Source organism: Lacipirellula sp. (genome assembly GCF_965279485.1).
GTDB lineage: Bacteria > Planctomycetota > Planctomycetia > Pirellulales > Lacipirellulaceae > Lacipirellula.
The window spans coordinates 1,168,371-1,192,474 of sequence record NZ_CBDIIC010000002.1 but is presented as its reverse complement, the minus strand read 5'-3'; the positions used below and the strand labels follow the sequence as shown (position 1 = coordinate 1,192,474).

The 24,104-nt window shown below is 62.1% G+C and carries 17 protein-coding genes and 1 tRNA gene; 13 read left to right on the top strand and 5 right to left on the bottom strand.

The window, feature by feature from the left end; all coding sequences use genetic code 11:
- The first annotated feature begins 1 nt into the window (after position 1).
- The 3 genes from ACQY7R_RS12400 (at position 2) to ACQY7R_RS12390 (ending at position 4,164) form a co-directional block, all read left to right on the top strand.
- A complete protein-coding gene (locus tag ACQY7R_RS12400) occupies positions 2 to 352 on the top strand; it encodes a hypothetical protein (RefSeq protein WP_428305912.1) in 351 nt (116 codons plus the stop codon).
- A gap of 31 nt (positions 353 to 383) precedes the next feature.
- Positions 384 to 758, top strand: a complete 375-nt coding sequence (locus tag ACQY7R_RS12395) for a hypothetical protein (RefSeq protein ID WP_428305911.1) — start codon at positions 384 to 386, stop codon at positions 756 to 758.
- Between the two features lie 142 nt (positions 759 to 900).
- Positions 901 to 4,164, top strand: coding sequence for a hypothetical protein (locus ACQY7R_RS12390; RefSeq protein ID WP_428305910.1), 3,264 nt, complete (start codon positions 901 to 903; stop codon positions 4,162 to 4,164).
- Positions 4,165 to 4,374: 210 nt separating this feature from the next.
- On the opposite strand, the gene ACQY7R_RS12385 is transcribed toward ACQY7R_RS12390, so the two are convergent.
- From ACQY7R_RS12385 to ACQY7R_RS12375, 3 genes are all read right to left on the bottom strand, one after another.
- A complete protein-coding gene (locus tag ACQY7R_RS12385; protein ID WP_428305909.1) occupies positions 4,375 to 5,871 on the bottom strand; it encodes a sodium:solute symporter family protein in 1,497 nt (498 codons plus the stop codon).
- 661 nt (positions 5,872 to 6,532) lie between these two features.
- A complete protein-coding gene (locus ACQY7R_RS12380; RefSeq protein WP_428305908.1) occupies positions 6,533 to 7,507 on the bottom strand; it encodes a PmoA family protein in 975 nt (324 codons plus the stop codon).
- A 48-nt stretch (positions 7,508 to 7,555) separates the two neighbouring features.
- Positions 7,556 to 8,956, bottom strand: a complete 1,401-nt coding sequence (locus tag ACQY7R_RS12375) for a glycoside hydrolase family 28 protein (RefSeq protein WP_428305907.1) — start codon at positions 8,954 to 8,956, stop codon at positions 7,556 to 7,558.
- Positions 8,957 to 9,131: 175 nt separating this feature from the next.
- Here ACQY7R_RS12375 and ACQY7R_RS12370 point away from each other — a divergent pair, with 175 nt between their 5' ends.
- Positions 9,132 to 10,289, top strand: coding sequence for a substrate-binding domain-containing protein (locus tag ACQY7R_RS12370; RefSeq protein WP_428305906.1), 1,158 nt, complete (start codon positions 9,132 to 9,134; stop codon positions 10,287 to 10,289).
- 29 nt (positions 10,290 to 10,318) lie between these two features.
- On the opposite strand, the gene ACQY7R_RS12365 is transcribed toward ACQY7R_RS12370, so the two are convergent.
- Both ACQY7R_RS12365 and ACQY7R_RS12360 read right to left on the bottom strand, forming a co-directional pair.
- On the bottom strand, positions 10,319 to 11,614 hold the full coding sequence (locus ACQY7R_RS12365; RefSeq protein ID WP_428305905.1) for a tagaturonate epimerase family protein: 1,296 nt from the start codon (positions 11,612 to 11,614) through the stop codon (positions 10,319 to 10,321).
- Positions 11,611 to 12,960 (bottom strand): hypothetical protein, encoded by a 1,350-nt coding sequence (locus ACQY7R_RS12360; protein ID WP_428305904.1) that lies wholly within the window; start codon positions 12,958 to 12,960, stop codon positions 11,611 to 11,613. The genes ACQY7R_RS12365 and ACQY7R_RS12360 overlap by 4 nt, the downstream gene beginning before the upstream one ends.
- A 645-nt stretch (positions 12,961 to 13,605) precedes the next feature.
- Here ACQY7R_RS12360 and ACQY7R_RS12355 point away from each other — a divergent pair.
- The 9 genes from ACQY7R_RS12355 (at position 13,606) to ACQY7R_RS12315 (ending at position 24,048) form a co-directional block, all read left to right on the top strand.
- On the top strand, positions 13,606 to 14,415 hold the full coding sequence (locus ACQY7R_RS12355; protein ID WP_428308896.1) for an SDR family oxidoreductase: 810 nt from the start codon (positions 13,606 to 13,608) through the stop codon (positions 14,413 to 14,415).
- 249 nt (positions 14,416 to 14,664) lie between these two features.
- Entirely contained in the window at positions 14,665 to 15,750 is a 1,086-nt protein-coding gene (locus tag ACQY7R_RS12350; protein WP_428305903.1) for a PfkB family carbohydrate kinase, read from the top strand.
- A gap of 155 nt (positions 15,751 to 15,905) precedes the next feature.
- Positions 15,906 to 16,490: a DUF3826 domain-containing protein gene (locus ACQY7R_RS12345; protein WP_428305902.1), complete on the top strand. Its 585-nt coding sequence runs from the start codon at positions 15,906 to 15,908 to the stop codon at positions 16,488 to 16,490.
- A 126-nt stretch (positions 16,491 to 16,616) separates the two neighbouring features.
- The gene (locus ACQY7R_RS12340) at positions 16,617 to 18,242 is read left to right on the top strand and encodes a pectate lyase family protein (protein WP_428305901.1); all 1,626 of its coding nucleotides are present in this window, start codon (positions 16,617 to 16,619) and stop codon (positions 18,240 to 18,242) included.
- Between the two features lie 171 nt (positions 18,243 to 18,413).
- Positions 18,414 to 19,979 carry a serine/threonine-protein kinase gene (locus ACQY7R_RS12335; protein ID WP_428305900.1) on the top strand — a complete coding sequence of 522 codons (1,566 nt, stop codon included), beginning with the start codon at positions 18,414 to 18,416 and terminating at the stop codon, positions 19,977 to 19,979.
- Positions 19,980 to 20,139: 160 nt separating this feature from the next.
- Entirely contained in the window at positions 20,140 to 20,559 is a 420-nt protein-coding gene (locus tag ACQY7R_RS12330; RefSeq protein WP_428305899.1) for a hypothetical protein, read from the top strand.
- A gap of 243 nt (positions 20,560 to 20,802) precedes the next feature.
- On the top strand, positions 20,803 to 22,698 hold the full coding sequence (locus tag ACQY7R_RS12325; RefSeq protein WP_428305898.1) for a CocE/NonD family hydrolase: 1,896 nt from the start codon (positions 20,803 to 20,805) through the stop codon (positions 22,696 to 22,698).
- A gap of 66 nt (positions 22,699 to 22,764) precedes the next feature.
- Positions 22,765 to 22,837, top strand: a tRNA-Val gene (locus tag ACQY7R_RS12320).
- Positions 22,838 to 23,370: 533 nt separating this feature from the next.
- Entirely contained in the window at positions 23,371 to 24,048 is a 678-nt protein-coding gene (locus ACQY7R_RS12315; protein WP_428305897.1) for a hypothetical protein, read from the top strand.
- Positions 24,049 to 24,104 lie beyond the last annotated feature (56 nt).

The following is a 24,104-nucleotide window of genomic DNA, read 5'->3' as shown; positions in this document are numbered from 1 at the left end:
AGTGAGTGGCTTACCGATCGTCATTGCCGAGATCGTGTTTCTCACTGAGGCCGAAGGGGGACGGCGGTTGGCTGCGAATGTCGGCTATCGTCCCCATATCGTGGTGCAAGATCGGTCTATTCGTTCTTCAACCGTCGACGAACGCGGTATGGGAAACGAAGAGTATCTCGGCGTGATGTTCACTGCGTGGCCAGATGGCTACGTGAACGGCGCTAGCAGTGAATTCCAGATGGAGCTGTGGTACCACCCTCGCGTCGACTACGCGAAGGCAATTCCGGGAGCGACGTTCACGATTCGCGAAGGCGGGCGAATCGTGGGGCACGGAGTCATCAATTCGCGGGAGCTCAACTGAGCTGACGCAATTTCCCAACATAGGCGCCATCATGGCCAAATGCGACGAAGGCTACCTCTGCGACGTCTGCGGCCAGGATGTTCCTGAGCTTACCGACAGCGACATGTACCTGCGGTACGTCGTCGGCATGCTCGATCCCGAAGTCCTCCACACGACGCCCGAGCGCCACATCCGCTGCAATCCGGTCCTCGCTCAATACATTGTCGCGCCCGACTTCGCGCCGGTCGTCGTCGAAGGGCCGTTCGACAAGCGGACACTCGACCCTGCGTACGTCGCCGAGCAAGAGGGGCTCGTCACCCGGGGCTGGCGGCGGCTCAACGAAGTGGCGAAAAGCGAAATCCCGATCATCCAGTATCCGCTGCCGGAAGTGCTAAACGAGATCGCTCGTCGCAGTGCGCATAGCTGATTTCGCAACATCTACCATCGGCGTTGCCGCCCAAGGCGCGGCGCTCACGACGAGCGATCGGCGCCGCCGCTTGCTAGAATATGACGCCGGCGCCATGTCGTTTGCGGCGCCCTCTCTTCCTGGTCGCTCGAGCACGCTCGCTATGATCCGATCTCGCGTCCACATGGTATCCGCTGCGCTCATGGTCATCGTCACGTCAATGACGTACGGGCAATCCGGATTCGCCGCTGCGCCGAGTTGGGCCCGTCCGCTCCGCGTCGACCTCGGCATGAACACCGGCCGCAACGACACCGGCACGCCCGGTTGGCAAGAGTGGCAAGTCGTCGACGGCCCGGAAGCGACACAAACGTTCGACGGCGTGACGGTCACGCTCCGCGCGGCGAGCAGCGACGACAAGTCGCCGGCTTCGCTACGCGGCGTCTGGAACAAGAAGGGGCTCGCCAGCGGCGCGACCATGGCGACCGACGGCGTGCAATCCAGTGGCGAGAACGCGGCGGCATCGCTAGAGGTCGCAATCGAAGGGCTGCCAGCCGGCCAGCACTCGCTTGTCACGTACCACAACTTGCTCGGCGATGCGGCGAACGAGACGTACCGCGTCACGGTCGACGGCGCCGCAGCCGAGAACTCCGACTACCAGACAGTAGAACCCTCACGGCAAGCGGCCGACAATCTCTCCGCAGCGAGCGCCTACATCCCGTTCACCGTCGGCGACGGCGGCACGGCCCTGATTCGCATCGCCGCAGCCAACCCGCACGCCGGCGCGCAGGTGATCCTCAACGGTTTCGAAATCGGCGCCGTCGATCCTGCTCGCAAGTGCCGCGCCCCCTCCCCTGCCGACGACGACGTTCACGTCGACGGCGACGACGGCCGCGTGCGCCTCGAATGGCGCTCTCCCGCTTCCGCTGTGAAGTACGAGCTCTATTTCGCCGCCGACGACTCCGCCGATGCGGCGTTCGAAACAATCGCCGCCGCCGTCAGCGGTTCGCCTGCGCATCTCGGCACGATTGACGGCAGCAGCATCGAGGTAAGCGTTGACCCGAACAAATCGCTGCTCCATCACGCGTGGCGCGTCGACGCCATCGACGCCGCCGGCCACATCACGCCGGGGGACGTCTGGACGTTTCGCCCGCGCCATCTCGCCTTCCCCGGCGCCGAGGGCTACGGCCGCTTCGCCATCGGCGGCCGCGGCGGCGCCGTTCTCAAGGTGACGAACCTCAACGACAGCGGCCCCGGCAGTTTCCGCGCCGCGGTCGAAGCCGACGGCCCGCGGACGATCATCTTCGACGTCGGCGGCAAGATCGTCCTGCAAAGCAAGCTGATCATTCGCAACCCGTATCTCACCATCGCCGGCCAAACCGCGCCCGGCAAAGGTATCTGCCTCGCCAACTACAACCTCGGCATGCTCGGCACGCACGACGCAGTTATCCGCTACCTCCGCGTTCGCCCCGGCGACACCTCCGGACAAACGCTCGACGGCATGGGGATGGCCTCGACCGATCACTCGATCATCGACCACTGCTCGATCAGCTGGACGCAAGACGAAGCCTTCAGCTCGCGCGGCGCCCGCAACGTCACGCTGCAGCGCACGCTCATTTCTGAGGCCCTCAACATCGCCGGCCACAAGAAGTACAAGAAGGGAACGCAGCATGGCTACGCCGCGAGCATCAGCGGCGACGTCGGCAGCTTTCACCACAACCTGCTCGCCCACTGCTCGGGACGCAACTGGAGCCTCGCCGGCGGCCTCGACAAGGCGACGCGCCACGCCGGCCGGCTCGACATCCGCAACAACGTCGTCTTCAACTGGGGCCATCGCACTACCGATGGCGGCGCCCGGCAAGTCAACTTCGTGAACAACTACTACAAGCCCGGCCCAGCTTCCGATGTGTTCCACGTGCTGATGGCCGAACGCGAAGCCGTCCCCGCCTTCGGCCCGCAAGAGTATTTCGTCGCCGGCAACGTGATGGAAGGCCGCTACGGCGCCGACCAACCGCTAGCGGGCGTCTTCGAACGCGGCGGCGAGCCTCACGCCAACTTCATCGTCGAGAAGCCGTTCTTCGAATCGTTCGTCGCGACACAGACGGCAGAGAAAGCCTTTGATGACGTACTGCAGAACGTCGGTTGCGACATTCCCATGCTCGACGACCACGATCGCCGCGTGATCGATGAAGTCCGCGGCGGCGCAGCCAAGTTCGTTGGCAGCGTCTCGGGCCTGCCAGGCTTACCCGACAGCCAGAACGACGTCGGCGGCTGGGAGGACTACCCCGAAGTCCACCGCGAAGCCGATTGGGACAGCGACGACGACGGTATTCCCGATGCATGGGAAGAGATCCACGGCCTCAACCCCCGCTCACCCGCGGGCGACCTGAGCGACGCCCACGGCGATCGCGATCACGACGGCTATACGAACCTGGAGGACTACCTGTCGAGCGTCGTCGCCGAAGCGAACGCGAAACGGCACGCAAGCGAAGATACCGCCGGCACGAAGACGAGCGTTAGCCTGCCCGCCGATGCCGTCGAGCAACGCAACGCCCAGCACGCCAACGACCCCGAAGAGACGTATCTCTTCACCTCCTTCCGCGAGAACGACGACAGCGGCTTGCACTTCCTCGCAAGCGAAGACGGCCTCAAATGGATTGAAATCCCCGGAACCTTCCTCAAGCCAACAGTCGGCAAGCACCAGCTGATGCGCGACCCCAGCCTCGCCCGCGGTCCCGACGGAACGTTTCACCTCGTCTGGACCACCGGCTGGAAAGACGACCAAGGCTTCGGCTACGCCAACTCGAAGGATCTCATCCATTGGAGCGAACAGCGGTTCATCCCCGCGATGGAGCACGAGCCGACCACCGTCAACGTCTGGGCGCCCGAAATCTACCACGACGAACCTAACGACCAGTTCATCATCTGCTGGGCGTCGACCATCCCCGGCCGCTTCCCCGACAATGGCGAACCGCACGACAACAACCAACGGATGTACTACACGACGACGCGCGACTTCAAAGAATTCTCTCTCACGCAACTTTTCTGCGATCCCGGCTTCAGCGTGATCGACGCGACGATCGTCCGCGACGCCGACCGTTACGTTCTCGTGCTCAAGAACAACACGCGTCAGGGCCACCAACTCTACACGGCCGTCGGGGACACTCCGCTCGGCCCGTGGCGCGACGTGACCGGCCCGTTCACCGACCACTTCAGCGAAGGCCCCACGGCGCTGCGCCTCGACGACGAGTGGCTCGTCTACTACGACGCCTATCGCAAAGAAATCTACGGCGCCGCACGGACGAAAGATTTTAAGGCGTTCGCGGACGCCACCGGCGACGTCTCATTCCCCAAGGGTCACAAGCACGGCACAGCGCTGAAAGTTCCGCGCAGCATCGTCGAGCGGCTGATCTCCACACCCGCCCCATAAAAGCCACTGGCTCCGCCGGTGGACGAACTACACGCAAGTCGTGCCCTAGCAACGTCCACCGGCAAAGCCGGTGGCTCTCGTACGCTCTCCGCACAGAGCTTCAATCCTCGTCCCGCCGAAAAATCCGCCGCAGATCGCACAAGAACCAAATAAAAATCGCGATCGATCCCGGCCCCAACGCCGCAACGCTCAACCATGTGACGATCTCAATCATCGCGGCGCTTCCTTTCCAAACACGTTGCCCGCGATGAATCCCGCGAGCGACACCGGCAGTGCGCAGAGCACCGCGTAGTCTTGCCAAAGTTCCACGCCGCCGATGCGCCAGACGAACGTTTGTTCGTCGATGTCGAAAGCGCCTTTCGTGAAGAGCAACGCGTAAAACGAGGTCAGCCCGATAAACCCGCCAATCGCGCCGCCAAGCCCCGCCGCTGGCTTGGGCCGACTAAAAAACGCCCCCATCACCGGCACAAGCACCACCGACGCCATGATGCCCGACATAAACTGCCACGTGTCGCGCATCCGCTCGAATAGCAAACTGATCAGCGCCGAGGCGATCATGACCGCAAAGACGCCGACGCGCGTCATCACCAGCAGTCGGCGGTCGGACGCCTGTGGGTTGAACACCGGCCGGTAAACGTCGTATACGACGTTGCCGCTAGCGAGCAGCGAATAGCTGTCGATCATCGACATCGCCGCGGCCAGGATGCCGCCGATCATCAGTCCTCGCAGCCCCGTCGGCAACATCTCCATGCAAATCGTCAGCAGCGCGGCCTTGCCTTTGAGATCGGCAGGCAGCATCCCCTGCTCCACCGCCGAACGGGCAATGATGCCGATCAGCGTGACCCCCCAATCGTACGCAGCCCACAACACAATCCCGGTCAGTAGCGCCCGCTGCACGCTGCGAGTATCGGCCGCCGCGAACGTTCGTTGATAAAACGCTGGCTCGACGAGCACCGTGAGGCACGTCATCGTCCACGCGGCCAGCATCCATCCGCTCAGGCCCCCGTGATGCGAAAAGTGGTGAGCCGTCTCATCTGCCGCTTTCATCTGCTCGACGAACGCCCAGCCGCCGATCCACTCGACGGCGAACGGAATCGCGATCGCCAGCGACACGCACATCAACACGAACTGCATCGTGTCGCTAATCGCATCGGCCCACAATCCGCCGAGCATCGTGTACGCCGCGCAAATCGCAATCGCCGCGAGCAATCCCCACACTGTCGGAATGCCGAGGAATTGCATGAGCGTCATCATGCCCGCCATCGCAATGATCGGCGCCGAGTAGAGGAAGCAAGCGATCGCCCCCACCACCCGCGTCGGCTGACCGTAGTGCCGCTCCAGAATATCAGAGAGCGTCATCGCCCCTTCATACCGCCGTAGCCGCGGGGCAATGACAAGCGCAGCGAACGTGATGAAAACGTAAAACGGCAAGCTAAACCAAAACCACGCGGCAACGCCGTAGTAAAATCCCGACTCGCTCGTGCCGAACATCGCCTCGATGCCGTAGTACGAGCTCACCAGCGTGCAAATGAGCAGCGGCGTCGTGAGCGCCCCGCCGGCGAGAAAGTAATCTTTAAACACCTTGATCCGCGAAGAAAGAATCGCCCCGAGCGCGAGCATCGCCGTGAGATACAGCCCGATGATTACATAGTCGAAACGATCAAGCTGAGCGTGATTGAGCGCGGCGAAGAGAGCGAGCAAAGACACGGCGACGACCGACGGGGCTGACTGCGGCAGGAATGTTGCCGCAGCCTAGCGAGAACTCTTCGCTCACGGAAGAGATGCGGCCGGCGAGCAGCAGGCGGCCGACCGTCCGCGGTGGCGCCGTTCATCGCGCACCACGCCTGCGGCCCCCTTTCTAAAACTGCGAACTGGCCGAAATCGCGCGTTGAAAACGGCCACGAGAATTGCTGGTGTGAACATGCGTTCATTCACATGGCTGCGCCGCAGACTAAGCCTTGTACCAAGAGTCTGTTTCGAGCGAGTTGCGTCTTCTTCTCCCGAAGGGAGATTCGACAATAGCCCAGCAATTCATTGCTGGGTAAAAGCCCGGGCGCATCCAGAAGTCCCGTAGGGACGACTGAATGAGTTTGCGGATCATCCAATCGGTCACCTCACGGTGCGTGAATCTTTGTCGCCAGTGATGAAGTCAGAAACTGACATGACGATAACCGAACGACAGCGAGCAAAACGACTTACGAATTGTGTCGCTAAAAATGCATCAGGCGACACAATTCTGTCGCGACAAAATTGTCGCCGGCGCAGCGCAGCAGAAACTCCGCAGCACTAAGAGGTTACGAATTCTGTCGCCTGAACGGTGTTTCGCGACAAAATTCGCTCGGCGACAGAATGCCGCCCGCGACGCCACTCACTTAGCGAACGCTTGGTACGCTTCGGCAACCTTCCCGGCGACTTCATCGCCGCGATGAAGATAGATGCGATAGCGCAGGTCGACCGACTCGCCCGCCGGCACAACGAGGCCTCCCTTCTCGTTGGCATCGCCTGAGTAGGCCGCCTTGCCAAACGGGTTCGCCGCGTGGAGGCCGTAGGGACGGACGTGCCAGCGCGGCATGCCGTATTTTGATTTCGGATCGGCGAAGATCGCGATGCCAACCTGCTCGCCGTCGACCGGGCCTTGATAGTCGACCCACTCCGCTTCCTTGCCCCATGTTGCTCCGTCAGTTTCACCGCGACTGTTAACGATCCGACCTCCTTGCTTCGCGTCGACCCGCATCGTGCTGCCGACGCGGACCGCGAACAGACCTTCCTTCGTATCGCCGATCGTCAACGGTCCGTCAGCCGACCACAGCCGAATCCGAAAGTCGATGCAGCGGGCGTCGCTGGTCGCGCCGAATTCCACCAGCCGTTCATCGTGAGCGATCGCCTTGCCGCTGGGGTTGAGCCAGTCGTTGCGGGCGCCAACCACCGCCGTTTTGTCGTTGCTGTCGAGCCGCACGAACTCGCGGTGAGCGATCGTCCCCGCGGGATAAGGCCGCTTCACGCCCGGCTCCGGCTCATGCCAGAAGTCGAAACCATTGACCCCTTCGTAGCCGAACCAAGCCGAACGGTGATGAACATGATCAATCTCTTCGCCAGGCCCGCGGCCGCCGACGGGATAGCGACGCGTCACCGGGGCGCCCGTCGGCCCGTTGATTGGCCACAACGCGGGCCGCGTGCCCGAGCGTTTGAGATAGCGGGCGAACACTTCGCCGTCGACATAGACGGTGGCGCCGTCCGGCTCTTCGCTGACGGTCAGCTTCGGCTCCGCGGCAGAGATCGCAGCGGCGAGCGCACCAACGAGACAGAGCGCACTCAAGAGGGTCTTCGAAACAGGGTGAATCATGTTGCTCGATCATCAGAAGACTTGTTGCCTGCCGCGGAACGTCCAGCGTCACTCAGGCTGCATCACATTCAGAAGCTGCAAGCTTTCGACATGCTCAATAATACTAGGCTCGGCAGCCGTTTCGAATCGGCAGTTCGTGATGACGACTTCCCGAATCGGCGACCTCGCCGTGCCCAAGAAGTAGAGCGGTCGGCCGCTTTTCTTAGACGTAATATTGTCGATATGCAGGTTCCGCACGACCGGCGGATGCTCGCCTGTTTCGTCGAAATAGCGCAAGTCGATGTGAATCACCGCGTCGCTCACCTCGCCGACGCGGATGTTGCGAACGAACAAATTCTCCAGAAACCCGCCGCGGAGCGAGTTCGACTTCAAGCGAATCGCCCGCTCCAGGTTCGGGCTGCTCATCTCGCATTCCTCGACGTACACGTTGCGAATGCCGCCGCTCATCTCGCTGCCAAGCGTCACGCCGCCGTGGCCGTCGCGCATCGTGCAGCCGCGGATGACGATGTTCTCGCTCGGCACGTTGAGCCGGCGGCCGTCGGCGTTGCGGCCCGACTTGATCGCGATGCAATCGTCCCCGGTGTTGAACTCGCAGTCCTCGATCAGCACGTTGCGGCACGACTCGGGATTGCAGCCGTCGTTGTTCGGCCCGTGACTGCGGACGCTCACGCCGCGGATGATCACCGACTCACAAAGGACGGGATGCACGATCCACATCGGCGAGTTGATGATTCTCACCCCGTCGATCAGCACGCGGCGGCAACGGTAGAACTGCACGAAACTCGGCCGCAAGAGATCGTCGGCGTCGAAACGGCGCTCGGTCGGCGACGTCCCCGCGTCGGCCAGCTTCCCCAACCGTGCGACGGCGGCCGTCTGATCAGGATCGCCCGGTTGCCAGCCATGGTCGATCTCGCCTCCCCATTTCCCCTTCCAGGGCCACCACGCCTGCGGCCCCGCTTGGCCGTCGAGCGTCCCGTTGCCGGTGATCGCGACATTCTCCTGGTCGATCGCGTAAACGAGCGGCGAGAAATTGACCAGCTCCGTCCCTTCGAACCGCGTGAACACCGCCGGCAGATAATGACGCGGTTCCGGAGAGAACTTGAGCGTCGCGTCGCTTGCCAAATGAAGATTGACGTTCGAGCGGAGATGGATCGGCCCGTTGACGAGCCAATCGCCCCGCGGCACGACGACGCGGCCGCCCCCCGCAGCGCTGCATTCGGCAATTGCCGCGTCAATTGCCGGCTTGCAGTCGGCATCGCCCCCTTCGCGAGCGCCCCACTCACGAGCGCCGTAATCGACAATCGAGAAGTCTCGACTGGGGAATTCGGTAGTCCCGATCGCCTGGACGATCGCCGGCAACTCCTCCCAAGCCCCCTCCCCTCCCCACGCGGCGAGGCGGCAAATCAAGACCGCAACGATACCGACGCAGCTCGACCTGACGGCTTGCATGGATCGACCTATTTCAGAGGTGATTCGCCCGAAAAGCGATCTTTCTGCATTGTGCTTGGGCGATCTGGTTGCAGTCCAGTCTCGCTCCTTGCAATAATAGCCGGAAAATCGCAGCTGGCAGCTGGGACTTCTCTTCTCTACGCATCGCCGCCAATCTATACGGCCGAGTCTCCTCATGAAACGCATACGCGAAATTGCCCTGGCATTCCCGCGCGGAGCGCACCAGGAAGTCTTCATCGAAGGCGTGCTCCGTTATGCCCGCGATCAAGAGTGCGATTGGTCTTATATTACGGCCCCCGAGTCGCTGTCGCTGTCGGTGCTCGATCTCGTCGGCTGGCCAGGCGACGGCATCTTGGCGGCGATCAACACCGCGCAAGAAGCGGCGTGCGCTGCTTCGCTATCAATTCCGCTCGTCAACATTTCAAGTGCGCTACAGCGGTCGCCAGTGCCGCGGTCGATCGTCGACAATCACGCGATCGGCTCCCTCGCAGCGGATCATCTTGTCGGCAAAGGATTCCAAGCCTACGCCTTCTACGGACTGAGCGACGTTCAGTATTCGAAGGACCGACAAGCGGGCTTCGAGGAACGCATCACCGCGGCCGGTTATCGCTGCGTCGAGTTCCTCTCGAAGCCAACGTTCGGCTTAGGCGGCAACCAATGGCTGCTGCAGTATCGCGTCCTCGCCGAATGGCTAGCCACGCTGCCGACGCCATGCGGCCTGTTCGCCGTGTCGGACTACCGCGCGCGGCAGGCGATCGATGCGTGCCGGCAAGTCGGCCTGCAAGTGCCGGAGCAGGTCGCCGTGATCGGCGTCGACAACGAGCAAATCATTTGCGAGCACTCAGCGCCAACGCTCTCCAGCGTCGCGCGAAACGACCAGCTAGAAGGCTACCGCGCGGCGGCGATGCTCGACCGCTTGCTGAACGGCAAGAAAGTCTCGCTCGAAGAAGCGCCAATTCCGCCACTGCAGGTCGTGGAACGCGAATCAACCGCGACGTTTGCGGTCTCCGATGCGCGCCTCCGCGACGCGCTCGCGTTTCTGCACCAGCACATCGAAAAGCCGATCACGATCGACCAGATCACCGAGCATGCCGGCGTCTCGCGGCGTTGGCTCGAGTATGCGTTCCGCGACGTACTTGGCGAAACGCCCTATCAGTATCTACGCCGCCAACGGCTCGCGATGGCGCGCCGGCTGCTGGCGGAAGACCCGGCAGTGAAGGTCTATTCGATCGCCCAGCAAACAGGTTTCTCGTCGGCAAAGCAGTTGGCGATCGCCTTCCAGCAAGATTTCGGCATGAGCCCGCGCGAATACCGCAAGTCGACGCTGTCGTAGATCTGTCTCGTCTTCGAGCGACCTTGTCACTACCCAGCGTTCAGCGGTTGCAGATGCCGCACGAAGTGCTGACACAAGATCTCGCAGTGCTCCTGCGGGTGAGCCTTCAGCAACGAGACGAGCCGCGGGCCGAGTTTGGCGTTGGTGATCACCGATCCAAACGTGCAGTGCAAAATCTGCCGGCCTGGTTCAGTGAACCCGCGCCCCGGCGCCACGTCTTCCCAGCGGTCGAGGTAGAGCCGTTCGAGGATGACGGGGTCTTCGACTTCCTCGGGCGCGGGGATTTCATTGACGACGGCCGAGACGTGATAGCTCGCCTTGTCTTCGTCGAATCGGCTGCGCGAGAAGTCGATGATCTCGCGGAAGAGGGACGGATCGTGCTGGGCCGCGACGCGGAGGGCTTCGAGGTAGCTCGTTCCCGCGGTCTTCACGTGGAACTTGCCGCCGGTGACCCGCGCGAGCACTGGGTACATCGAGAGCTTATCCGACCCGCTATGGAGCGAGATTTTGTACGGCCCCAGACGTCGGGCAATCTCGGCGTGGATTCGCATCGACGCTTCGAGCTTAGTGAGATCGCCTTTGTAGTCGACGCCTTTTTCAAAATCGCCGATGAATCGCGGCGCGAGGCTGACGAGGTTAACTCCTGCCTGACGGCACTGATCCGCGATGATGTAGTGCTCGGCCAGCGTCGTCGGATGAGCCGTTTCGTCGATGCTCAGCTCGATTTCGAACGGTTGATCGAGTCGATTGGCTTCTTCTTCCGCGCACTGGGCCAGCGAAATCGCACGGCGGATGGCTCGGCCGTATTTCACGGCAGCGCGTGTGAGAGTACGCTCGTCGAACTCAATCACTCCGGAGTCGAACTGCACCGACTGTCCGCGATACTCATCGAACCACGGCGCGAATTCCCGCGCGGCGGCAAACTTTTCGGCGAGCGTGCTCGCGTCGTAGTCGTCGGCCGATTGATCGACCTCTTCCGAGGGGTCGAGCGTGAACATCACGAAGCCCGCAGCCATCGTGCGGCGGATGTCGGCGGGCGTCTTCAGATGGTCGCCGTCGGCCGACCAGGGATCGGTGAAGCGAAGCTTCGCGAGGGCGTCGACCGCGGCCGCCATGATCGTTTCCGCGCTGCGGCCGGTTCGCGTCATCTCGCGAATCGACTGCTGAGCGAAGATGCCGCGAATCGGCCCGCCAGCTTCGCGCAGCGCCGCCACATGGCCCGGCGTGCCGAGGCCCAAGCGGTCACCGAAGCCGATGCTCGGCTCCATGCCCAGCGGGCTGGGGGCGGGACGGGTGGTGACGACGGCGACGGGGCCTGCACTCATGGCGTCGGAGTTCCGAGGAAGTTGGACATATTTTCGTGGAAGAAAAGGCGGACGTCGCGGCGGATCTCGTTCTCGCTCGGCCGCCAGCCCGTCGCCGCAACATCGCGGTACTTGTCGACGAGGACGTTCGCAATCAGGTCGCGACTATGATCCCACTTGTAAATCAGCTGATCGAGCACGCGGGCGTCGGAGTGTTGCGGAATGAAGCTCGTTCCCAGCAGCTCGACCCGCATCCGCGTGATCTCGTCGATCAGCGATGGATTGTTCACGAACCACCAGCAGCCGAAGACCATCAGGTTGCCGAACTTGCGCGCGGCTACGGCGAGTTCGTGCTGATTCTCGCGAGCGAGCATCGTGCAGAAGAAGCGGTTGTGCGGGAAGTCGCTGCAAATGCGGGCGACGCTGGCGACGTCGGCGAGGCCGACCATATCGCCGCCATCGCGGAGCTCTGGGTTCACCCGCAGTCGCGAGCCAATCATCATCGCGAACGGCAAGTCGCGCTCGGCGAGCACTGGCAGGATGATCTTTCGCAGCACAGCGCTGCTGGTGCGCGGGTCTTCAGGCCCCTCGTAGCGGAAATCGGGCGGCAAGCTGACGGCGCAGTAAAGGGCCTGCACACGGTCAATCCAGTCGCGAATGAACTTGCGGGCTTGCTCGACCGTTTGATCGTCGAGCGTCTTGTTCACGGGGTAACCCCAGCGAACAAGTTGCGCTGCGGCGGCAGGCCAGTCGCGCAGCAGCGGATCGAACCGCAGCACGCCAGCGAAGCGCGGGTCGTCGCCGACGTGGCGATTCTCCAGCCAGCGGAGGCGTTCGTTGTCGTCGAACACGGCGTTGGTCATCGTGATCCGCGAGACGCCGGAGATCTCCATCACGCGATCGATGTGGCGATCAGGATCTTGCTCGTTGAACCATTGCCGATAGCCAGCGAGATCGCGGTCCGCGGGATCGAGCCCGAGTCGCTGCAGCGTCGTCAGCACGCCGCGGCAAGCTTCGCTGATCGGCGAGCGTTCGAGGAACAGATGCTTCCAAATGTGGTCGGCCTGCTCGCGCTTCGTCATGCGCCAGAAGTCGTCGTACGACAGTTGCTGCGGCGTGACGACGCGGAAGACTTCAGCGACGAGGTAGTGGTAAGTGAGAAGTTCGTCGATGCCCCACAGCATCAGCCCCTTTGGGTCGGCCGCTTTGCCGGCGCCGGCGAAGGGGGTGCCGAACGACGGCGGGTAGAGATGGGTGTGGAAGTCCCACACCGGTTGCTCGCGAACGGCGTCGCGGACCGTCGCCTCGAGGGCGGCGAGGTCCTGCGTTCCGCCGGATGTGTTCTCTTGATTTTGCGCGATGAGCATCGATCTTCCTTATCAACCAATCCACGAACCAGGGCCGCCAAGCCACCGGACGACGCCCGCCTGAACTCGCCGAGGCGGTTTGGAGGCACCAGGGGCACTCACACGATAAGGATTTTGGGGACAGTGCGCTACGCCTGGATCGCGGTTTGAACCGCTTCAACCCATCTTACGCACCCTTTTGTTTGCATCCAGGAGGCTTTAGTTGCAAAATGTCTTCCAAAAAACGCAAGGTGTGGGCAAGTCGGGGGGGCAACAGCCATTTGCTTTCGGGCGAGCCGGCCGTCGTATCGGGTAACGACGATGGGCGGCGACGAATGGGTCAGCCGAGCAGTCTTGGCCGTCGGGCAATTCTACGGGAGTCGTCGTCGTCGCCGGGGTCGGCCATTGTGCGAAGCGTTGCGGCAGCGCGACGCCGCGTGGCGGTCGGAGTCCAGCTGACGATGTCGGTTCTCGATCCAGATCCGTTGATGGTTGGTGAGCCGTGACTCACGCGTGAGCGAAGACGACTCTGTAGCACCGACCGTCGACAATCAAATTTCTTTCATCTATCCTCGACCTCAACCCATGACTCCGAACGCTGCGCTACAGGTTTGGTTCAGAACGGTTCGCTTTTAATATCCGCTCATCGCTAGGTCGCTCTCTATGCTGTCTGATCTGTTTCAACTTGATGGTGAGGCTGCCGTTGTCATCGGTGCGACGGGCGCTCTTGGCGGGGCGATGGCCGATGCTCTCGCGGCGTATGGCGCGCGAGTGGCGGTCGTGGGGCGCAGCGAAGATCGCGGTCGGCAACGAGTGCAAGCGATCGAAGCGGGCGGCGGCACGGCGATCTTTCAATCGGCCGATGCGCTCGATGCCAACTCGTTGCGTGCGGCTCGCGACGCGATCGCTGCGCAACTGGGGCCAGCTTCAATCTTGGTAAACGCTGCGGGCGGCAATCGCCCTGATGCTACGCTCCCCCCTGGAAGCGACTTCTGCAAGCTACCGGTCGAAGCTTGGCAGAACGTCTTCGACCTCAACCTCGTCGGCGGTGCCCTGCTGCCGTGCCAGATTTTTGGCGAGACGATGGTCGCCGCCGGTCGTGGCAGCATCATTAACATCGCGTCGATGGCGGGGATGACGCCGCTGTCGCGCGTCGTCGCTTATTCCGCGGCGAAGGCAGCGGTGATCAACCTCACGCAATTTCTGGCCCGCGAATGGGCGACGCGCGGCGTCCGGGTCAACGCCCTTAGCCCAGGGTTTTTCCCTGCGGAACAGAATCGCGGCCTCCTCTTCAAAGAAGATGGAAGTTACACCGAGCGCGGCGGGCAGATCATCGGCCACACGCCAATGGCCCGCTTCGGCGAATCGCACGAACTGGCCGGCGCCACCGTTTGGCTGGCGTCGCATCGTGCGGCGTCGTTCGTCACGGGTCAAAACATCGTTGTCGACGGAGGTTTCTCGGCGACGACGATCTAGTTCCTTGCTCCTGAAAGAGCGAGAAAATGCGTTTAAACAAGAAACACACGAAATGTACAAAAAGGGTAAATGCAGCCCGCGACTAACGCGAATCGACGCGAATGATTGTTAAGTAAATGAACGTAGCTAAGTTATTCGCGTCACTCACGGGCGAAAATTGAATTTGTATTTGTCCTGGTTTCGTTCCTTTCGTGTGTTTCGTGGTTAAAAATCCCCCACACTAAACTCTCAGCTCACAATCACCAGCCGATGCCGCTCAATATTCGCCAAGACGCTTGTGCCCTCGACTTCCTCGCCCTCGGCGCCGTGGTGCATCGGCTCGACCCGGGCGTGTTGCCGTTTCGCAAGGCCCGTTCGTTCGAGGTGCATGTTTCGGGCGGCGAATACAACGTCGCGGCGAACCTCGCCAGCTGCTTCGGGCTGAACACCGGCGTTGCGACCGCAATGGTCGACAACGGCATCGGCGAATTGGTGCAGGCTCAGATTCGCGAGATGGGCGTGCGGCCGTTCTTCAAGCACTTCAAGCATGACGGCGTGCGCGGGCCGAACATCGCGACGGTTTACAGCGACCGCGGCCACGGCGCTCGGGCGCCGGTCGTGTTTTACAATCGCGCGAATGAAGCGGGCGCATTGCTGAAGCCGGGCGATTTCAATTGGAGTGAAATCTTCGCCGGCGGTGTGCGGTGGTTCCACTCGGGGGGCATCTTCGCATCGCTATCCGAGACGACGTCGCAAGTGATTCTCGAAGGGATGCAGGCTGCAAAGGCGGCCGGCGCCATTCGCTCGTTCGATCTCAACTATCGCGCGAAGTTGTGGGCGACGCTCGGCGGCTCCGCGAAGGGGCAAGAAGTCTTCCGCCGCATTGCCAGCGAGGTCGACGTCCTCATTGGCAACGAGGAAGACTTGCAGATGAGCCTCGGCATCGAAGGGCCGAAGGTCGACGCGCACGACAAGTCGAAGCTCGACACGCAGGTGTTCTTCGCGATGATCGAAAAGGTGCGGCAGGAGTTTCCGAACATTCAGGCGGTCGCGACGACGCTCCGCGAGGTGCACTCGACCAATCGCCACGATTGGGGCGCTGTGCTGTGGCTCGACGGCAAGAGCTACGTCAGCCCGACGATGCATCTCGACGTGATCGACCGCATCGGCGGCGGCGACGGGTTTGCCTCGGGGCTGATTTACGGACTGATCAACGGCCGACCGCCGGAAGAGGCGTTGCGGCTCGGCTGGGCGCATGGGGCGCTGCTCACGACGTTCCCCGGCGACGTGTCGATGGCGCGGCTGCATGAGGTGGAGGCCCTCGCCAAGGGCGGGACGGCTCGCGTGCAGCGGTAGTCTTTGCTCCTGCTGCCAGGACGGAAGCCGCGTGCGGCACATTCGGAAGCTACACCCTTCCCAGTCGCTCGGCAGGTGGAGAGCGGCCTGGCGCTCGCCTAGAATGAGGGCGTTCTTATCGCTTCTCACTCTCTTCGGCTTTGCGAGCGACTGGCATGCTCACTTCGTTTCGCCACATGGCGGCGGCGGCGGCGGCTTGCGCCGCGCTAACATTTGCTAGTCTCACGCAAACGGCTGCGGCTCAGGATGCCGCTGCGGATGCTCACCTGCAGGTGCTCTGCGAGCGCGCGGCCAAGATCGTTACGGCGCTGCAATTAGAAGATGCCGAGCAGGCAACGCGCGTGCGAGATCTCATCGCGCAACAGTACCTGTCGCTGGGTAAGATTCACGATGCGGGCAGCGCGCAAGTAACGGAACTTGACGCCCTCCACCGCCGCTTTCTTGCACGGCTTGGCGCCGAGCTTTCGCCTCAGCATGTTGATGCGGTGAAGGATGGAATGACCTACGGCGTGGCGCCGCTCACGTTCAATGCGTACCGAGAGCTACTGCCGCAGCTGACCGCCGATCAGCGTCGAGAAGTTCATGCGCAATTACTCGAAGCCCGCGAATACGCGATGGACGCCGGCTCTTCGGAGGCAAAGCATGCCATGTTTGGAAAGTACAAGGGACGCATCAATAACTACCTGTCGCAAGCGGGGTACGATCTCAAGCAAGCCGAACAAAGTCGCGCCGCCCGCTAATTCCCCCTCCCTGGCAGGGAGGGGTTAGGGGAGGGATTAAGTCTTCTCACAACGCTGAACCCCTCACCCAACCTCTCCCCTCGGGGGAGAGTGCACCCCTCTTCACCTCTCAACGTAGCGTCGACTATGAAGCTCGTTCTCGCCATCACCGTGTGCACCTTCGTCGCGATCGCCGCGCCCGCGGCGCACGCCGCGTACCCCAAAGTGCCGAAGGAAGTCCAAGAAGAAGCGAACGCCAAGCTCATCGCCTTACGGCAACGCTCTGACGAGATTTGGAAGGCAGTTCAACCAACGATTGAAGAATGGGCCGCGAAAGGAAAGCCGTACATTCCTTGGGCGGCCAAGCCGGAAGATTTGCCGCAAGCGAGCATCCCCGCGTTTCCCGGCGCTCAGGGAGGCGGCATGTACAGCTACGGCGGCCGCGGGGGCAAAGTGTACGTGGTGACGAACCTCAACGATAGCGGTCCCGGCAGCTTTCGCGAAGCGCTCGAAGCGGCCGGGCCGCGGCTCGTCGTCTTCAACGTCGCCGGCGTGATCAAGCTCAGCGAGCGGATCATCGTGCGGGCGCCGTACATCACGATCGACGGCAGCAGCGCTCCGGGCGATGGCGTCTGCATCGCTGGCGACACGGTGGAACTCGAAACGCACGACGTGATCATCCGCCACATGCGGTTCCGGCGCGGTGCGACGTGGGTTGGCGATCGCAACGACTCGATCGGCGGCAACCCGATCGGCAACATCATGATCGATCACGTTTCGGCAAGCTGGGGACTCGATGAGAACATGTCGATGTATCGCCACATGTACCAGCCGCCGGACGGCTCGAAGGAACTTAAGCTGCCAACGGTGAACATCACGATTCAAAACTCGATCTTCAGCGAATGCCTCGACACCTACGAGCATTCGTTCGGCAGCACGCTCGGCGGGTATAACAGCACGTTTCACCACAACCTGTGGGCGTGCAACACGGGCCGCAATTCGAGCGTGGGGATGATCTACGACTTCACGTTCGCGAACAACGTCGTTTACAACTGGCGGCATCGCACGGTCGATGGCGGCGACCACCGCAGCTACTACAACGTCATCAACAACTACTTCAAACCGGGGCCGGCGACGCCGCGCGAGGAGGAGATTTCCTACCGCATTCTCAAGCCCGAGTCGCGCCGCAGTCCGCACTTCAACGCCGATTTTGGCCGGGCGTACGTTGCGGGGAACATCGTCGAAGGGAACGACGCCGTCACGGCCGACAACTGGGCCGGCGGCGTGCAGGTTGATCTCGCCGATGGCTTTGAGCCCGATCTCGTGTTGCCACAAGTGCGAATCAACAAGCCGTATCCTGGTTCGTTTTTAGAAATTGAGTCGGCGCAAGATGCCTACGAGCATGTGCTCGCGAACTCTGGCGCGACCAAGCCGCGGCGCGACGCGGTCGACGAACGGATTGCCAAGATGGTGCGCACCGGCACGGTGACGTACGAGGCGGGCCAAGGGATCATCACCGACGTGAAGCAGGTTGGCGGCTATCCCGACTACAAAGGCGAGCCGTACGCCGACGCCGATGCCGACGGCATGCCGGATGAGTGGGAACGCCAGCACCGCCTCAATCCGAACGATGCGTCTGATGCGAGCACCGACGCCAACGACGATGGCTACACGAACATCGAGGACTTCCTTAACGGCCTCGATCCGAATGCACCGAAGCAAGCGTGGCCGGCTTCGCGGACGTACGTCGATTTGTTTTGGAACATTCCGTGAATGCGTTAAACCGCCGATTGCTCGGAAAATACCGCTTGTAACGGCCAAGTTTGCCCCTCCCCCTGCCCCGCCTATAATGGAGCGAATCTCCCAGCTTTTCCGCGAACCAGGCGGCCGCCCCCACGCACGCGTGCGGCTTCCTTCCCTTGGCGCCTGCCGAACGACCGTCGTATGGACCACGACTCAGCCCACGAGCCGCTTGGCGCCGACGGCGATTTTCCCGATTCGCTAGAGAGCGACGTCACCGTCATCGGCTCGGCGTCGTCGGTGACGCCGCAGGTCTTTCCGTTGGGGCTGACGACGCGCGAGCTGTCGCATGCCCTGCGCGGCGAGATGCTGGGCCATTTCCTGCTGCAAGATTTTATCGGCGGCGGCGGCATGGGGGTGGTGTTCAAAGCCCTCGACACCACGCTCGATCGCATCGTCGCAGTGAAGGTCGTCGCTCCGCGGCAGGTTGGCGACGAAGATTTGCAGCGCCGCTTCCTCGTGGAAGCTCAATCGACGGCGCGGCTCGACCACCCGAATATCGCTCGCGTCCATTACATTGGCCGCGACCGCGGGCTGCCTTACATCGTTTTCGAGTATATCGACGGCGAAAACATTCGCGACGTCGTTTCGCAGCGCGGTCCGCTGCCGGTGGCGGAGGCGATTAGCTACGTCTATCAGATCGCGCACGCCCTCGCCCATGCGTGGCAGCGAGAGGTAGTGCATCGCGACATCAAGCCATCGAACATCTTGGTCACCATCGACGGGCAGGCGAAGCTCGTCGATATGGGACTCGCGCGGCTGCGGCAGATCAATGACGAGACTGAGCAAGAGCTAACCGCCACCGGCATCACGCTCGGCACATTCGATTACATCTCGCCGGAACAAGCCCGCGATCCGCGGCTTGCTGATACCCGCAGCGACGTTTATTCGCTCGGCTGCACGTTGTTTTACATGCTGGCGGGACAGGCGCCGTTCGCCCAGGGCACCGCCTTACAGAAACTGCTGCAGCACCAGAGCGATCGTCCACCCGACCTGCGTAGCTTCCGCTCCGACATTCCCGACTCCGTGTCGCGCGTCGTGCGTCGCATGCTCGCGAAGGCGCCGGGGGATCGGCATCAAACGCCGATCGATTTGATTGCGGAGCTCGCGGAGATTTTGGAGAGCTTGAACGCTCCCCTTCCTTTCGCGGCGACGACGTTGCCGTGGACCATGCCGCCGCGGACGTCGCCGCGTTGGCGGAAGCATGCGCTGTGGGCCATCCCGCTGGCAGCGTTGATTCTGTTCGGACTGGTCGCCGATCGCGCTGGTCGAAGCGGCGTCGCGCCAGTGAGCTTCCCCGAACTGCGGAGCCCGCCGGTGGTGGAGTTCGAGGATCTGCCGATGGGGGCTTCCGCCGATCCGACCACGACCGAGCCGGTTGCCCCGCTTTCCGCAGCGCAGGATCCCGGCGTCGGCGCGTCGGGAACTTCGCCTTCCATCGGCGGAGCAACGACGCCAACTGCGGCACGAGCAACGCCGCTCGAAACGGGCCCCGCGTTCTCGCTGGAGCAGCCCTGGCAAGCCGGCCGGACGCTCTGGGACATCGTTTCGGATTGGCCCGGCGCGGAAGGAGCGCCGCCGTCGATTGCGGGCGACGCGCCGGCTCTCTCGAAGCCAGTTGTCGGTGTGCCGGGTCCGCTGGCCGAGACGCCGCCAGCCCCGCTCGCCGCTCCGCCGGCGACGACGACAGAAGAAGCTGTAAAGCCCTAGCCCCACGGCACTTCCTGCGCAGCTTGACGCGCCGCTGGCAGCTAATTCTATTAAATGCTGCCTACCCATGGGATTGGTCGCTGCGGCGACTGCCTAGCGCGGCGATGGCGGCATGCCTTCCTTCCCGCTGCGTTCAATCGATGACCAGGAGCTTCCCCACATGCGTACGTTCGCTCTGATCTTCTGCGCCGTCGCCCTTAGCGCCCTCGGCGCCGAGTCGGCCAGCGCCATCGCCCCCTTCCAGGTCGAGTTCTACAAGCTCTACGTGAACGACCATCCGGACAAAGAGTTCTCGGCTTACGTCAAGAAAGAGGCCAAGTGTAACATCTGCCACCAAGGCAAGAAGCCAGGCCCGCACCGCAACGCCTATGGCAAGCAACTTGCCGAATTGCTCGACGCGAAGACCGACAAGAAGGATAAGGAAAAGATCCAAGCCGCTCTGGCGAAGGTCGCTGAAATGCATAGCGATCCGGACGACGACAAGAGCCCGACCTTCGGCGAGCTGATCGCCGACAGCAAGCTGCCGGGCGGCGACTTGGAGAAGTCGCAGGAAGAGCCGAAGGACGAAGAAAAGAAGTAGCTCGATCGAGCTTGGCTGCTTTCGAGCAGCATTTGCTTGCGACCCAGAAGGTTGCCTTTGCTTGCGGAGGCAACCTTTTTTTGTGCGCCGTTCGCGGCGACATCGTTCGAATGGCGCCGGCTGAGTTTGCATCGCCGCGGCGACGTTTTAGCGCATCTTCAGCCTCTATACTTGGCAGTCGCCCATGAGCAGTGTGAGATGGAGGCGTTACGCGTCGGTTTGATCACAAGCGTTGGAATCAATATGCCTGCGTTGCTGCTGATTATTGTGTCGCTGTTCAACGAGTTGAGTGCACCGGCCATGCCGCCCGCGCTCCCGCAGCCTGCCGTCGAGTACGTGAAATCGGAAGCGATGATTCCGATGCGCGACGGGGTTAAGCTCTACACGCAGATCTACGCGCCGAAGGAACAGGAACAGGATGAGTTGCCCATTTTGTTTCTCCGCACGCCCTACGGCGTGACGAATCCCGACGGCGAGTTCACCACGCACTTCGCCACCACGTTCCGCGAACTGGCGCCGCAGCGCTACATCATCGTTGTGCAAGACGCTCGGGGGCGGCATAAGTCGGAAGGCCAGTTCATTTGGAATCGCCCCGTCACGCATCGCGACGATCCGGAGAGCGTCGACGAATCAACCGACGCTTGGGATTCGATCGATTGGCTTGTGAAGAACGTCCCTCGCAACAACGGTCGCGTCGGCATGCTGGGCGTCTCGTACCCGGGGTGGTACGTGGCGATGGCGCTCGTCGATCCGCATCCGGCCCTCAAAGCCGCCAGTCCCCAGGCTTCGCCGAGCGACTACTTCATGGGGGACGACTTCTTCCACAATGGCGCCTTTCGCCTGTCGCCGAGTGCGGAACTCCCCTACCTATTCGACTTCGATCCGAAAACGAACGCGAAGTTCCCGTACGACCAAGTCGACGTCTACGAATTCTTTCTCGATCTCGGCCCGCTGAGCCAGATGAACGAACGGTACATGAAGAACGCGTCGCCGACGTGGAATAGCTTCATGGCTCATGCAACCTACGACGAGTTCTGGGAAGCGGGCTGCACGCTGCCGCAGCTGACAGAGGTCGCGGTGCCGACGCTTAACGTCGTCGGCTGGTGGGATGCGGAGAATCTCGGCGGGGCGCTCGACCTCTACGCTCGGCTGGAAACGCTCGACAAGCGCGACCTGAACCGCCTCGTCGTCGGCCCTTGGTTTCACGGCCAATGGTCGCGCGGCCCGGGCGATCGGCTCGGCGAGTACGAGTTCGGCGGCGACTTGACGGCGTACTACCAGCAGAAGATTGAGGCGCTGTTCTTCGCCCGGTGGCTGAAAGACGAAACCGCTGAGGAGCTTCCCGAGGCGACGATGTTCCAGACCGGTTCGAACGTCTGGAAAACGTACGACGCTTGGCCGCCGCGCGTCGGCGTCGCGCCGAAGGAACTGTTCTTTCACGCCGACGGTGAGCTTACCTCGAATCCCCTTGCCGCTGATGAAAAGAGCGTCGCAACCTACGTCTCCGATCCCGCGAAGCCCGTTCCCTACTCGAAGCGGCCCATCCAAGGCTTTTGGCAAGGTCTCAAGGATAGCCACGACCCCCGCTTCGACCGTGCCGGCCGGCTGTGGAAAGTCGAAGATCAGCGTTTTATCGCCGATCGGCCCGACGTATTGAACTTCACCACCGAACCACTGGCCGAGGATCTGGAACTCACGGGCGCGATTGCCGCGAAATTGTTCGCTGCAACCACCGGAACCGACGCCGATTGGGTGGTGAAGCTGATCGACGTTTATCCAGAGGACTATCCCGACCGGCCAGAGATGGGGGGCTACCAATTGATGGTCGCCGACGACGTGCTGCGCGGAAAATTTCGTCGCAGCATGAAACGCCCCGAGCCACTTACCCCTGGCCAGGTCGAGGAGTTTACGATTGATCTCCGGACCCGCAACCACCTGTTCCGAAAGGGGCACCGGATCATGGTCCAGGTCCAAAGCAGCTGGTATCCGCTCATCGACCGCAATCCACAGACCTTCGTGGACATCCCTCAGGCGAAGGCGGAGGATTACCGGCCGGCAGAGCAGCGGGTTTACTGCTCGCTTGAGTATCCGTCGCGGATTGAGTTCACGGTCGCCGAGGCGGCTGCGAGCGGCGATTGACGCCCCCCGCCCGGGAAACTACGATCGCAGCAGCGGCCGTAACAACTGTGGGGCCGCGAAACGTGCGGGCGATTAGCTCAGTTGGTAGAGCGTCACGCTTACACCGTGAATGTCGGGGGTTCGAGCCCCTCATCGCCCACTTAACGTAACCTCTGTTCGCAGCTACTCTTAGCATCCGGCGTTTGACGCTGAGGCGCGGCAGCAGGCCCCTTTCCTTGGGTGTAGTACTACACCCATTGCATCAGGAGGTTTGCATGGCGCGAAAGAATCCGATCCCTACCTATCGTCTCCACAAGGGCTCGGGCCAAGCGTTCGTTTACCACCGGTCGATCAGTTCCTGCCACTTGTAACTGGGCGTCTGGACGTAGGGCGGCTCCCCCCGAATGGATGCCGACTCCTGGGCAAAGCCCGGGCCTGGGGCACGCAAGCGACTCCCACGATGTCCCTACGGCGGGCCGCAATTCTTGGCGGCTGACGCACTGAAGCAGCGATCGCGCGAGAGCGATAAGCAAGTGCGCAGTTTCACGCTGGCGGGCGCGTAGATCGACCGGCGGGCGTGAGGTACAACGAAAGATGGCGGCGCCCACGGGCGTTTCGTCGCTTACAAATCACTCTTACGCCAGGCGGCCCCACCTCGACGCGACGACTCGTCGCACAAGGAGCTTTGAAGTCATGTCTCGGTTTAATCATGTATCGTTCTTCCGCCGTTGGACGGTTGCCGTTCCGACGACGAGCGCTCTGGGCGTGAGCCTGCTGGCCGCCCTGGCTGGTTGCAGCAGCGGCCCGTCGCGGGTGCAAGCGCCAAGCATCAGCGCCTCGGGCGCTGCGTCGGAAGCGATGACGGCTTACGACAAGGATGGCGATGGGTTTATTGCCGGGGCGGAGCTCGACGCGGCTCCCTCGTTTAAGGCAGCGATGTCGACGCTCGATCTCAATAAGGATAGTAAAGTCTCGGAGGACGAGATTCGGCAACGGATCGAAGCGTGGCAAGTAAAGCCCGTCGGCCTAACGTCAATCATGTGCAGCGTGACGTTAGACGGGCGGCCGATTGATGGCGCCACGGTGACGTTCGAGCCAGAGGCGTTCCTCGGAAGTAGCTTGAAGGCAGCTATGGGGGAGACGAGCGGAGGGCAACTGTCGCCGAGCATTCCGAAGGCTGAACGTCCGGATCCGACTTGGCCGCCGGGGCTTCAGGTAGGTTTTTACAAGGTTCGCGTTTCGAAGCAGTCGGGAGGCAAGGAGTCAGTTCCAGCCAAGTTCAATACAGAAACGGTACTGGGTGCTCAAGTAGCAATGGATGATCCATCCTTTCTCAAACAGATGTACAAGTTCGACTTGAAGAGTAACTGAGACGACACAGAAAAATTATTAAGCAACGACAAAAAAAGGGCGCTGAATCAAGTTGA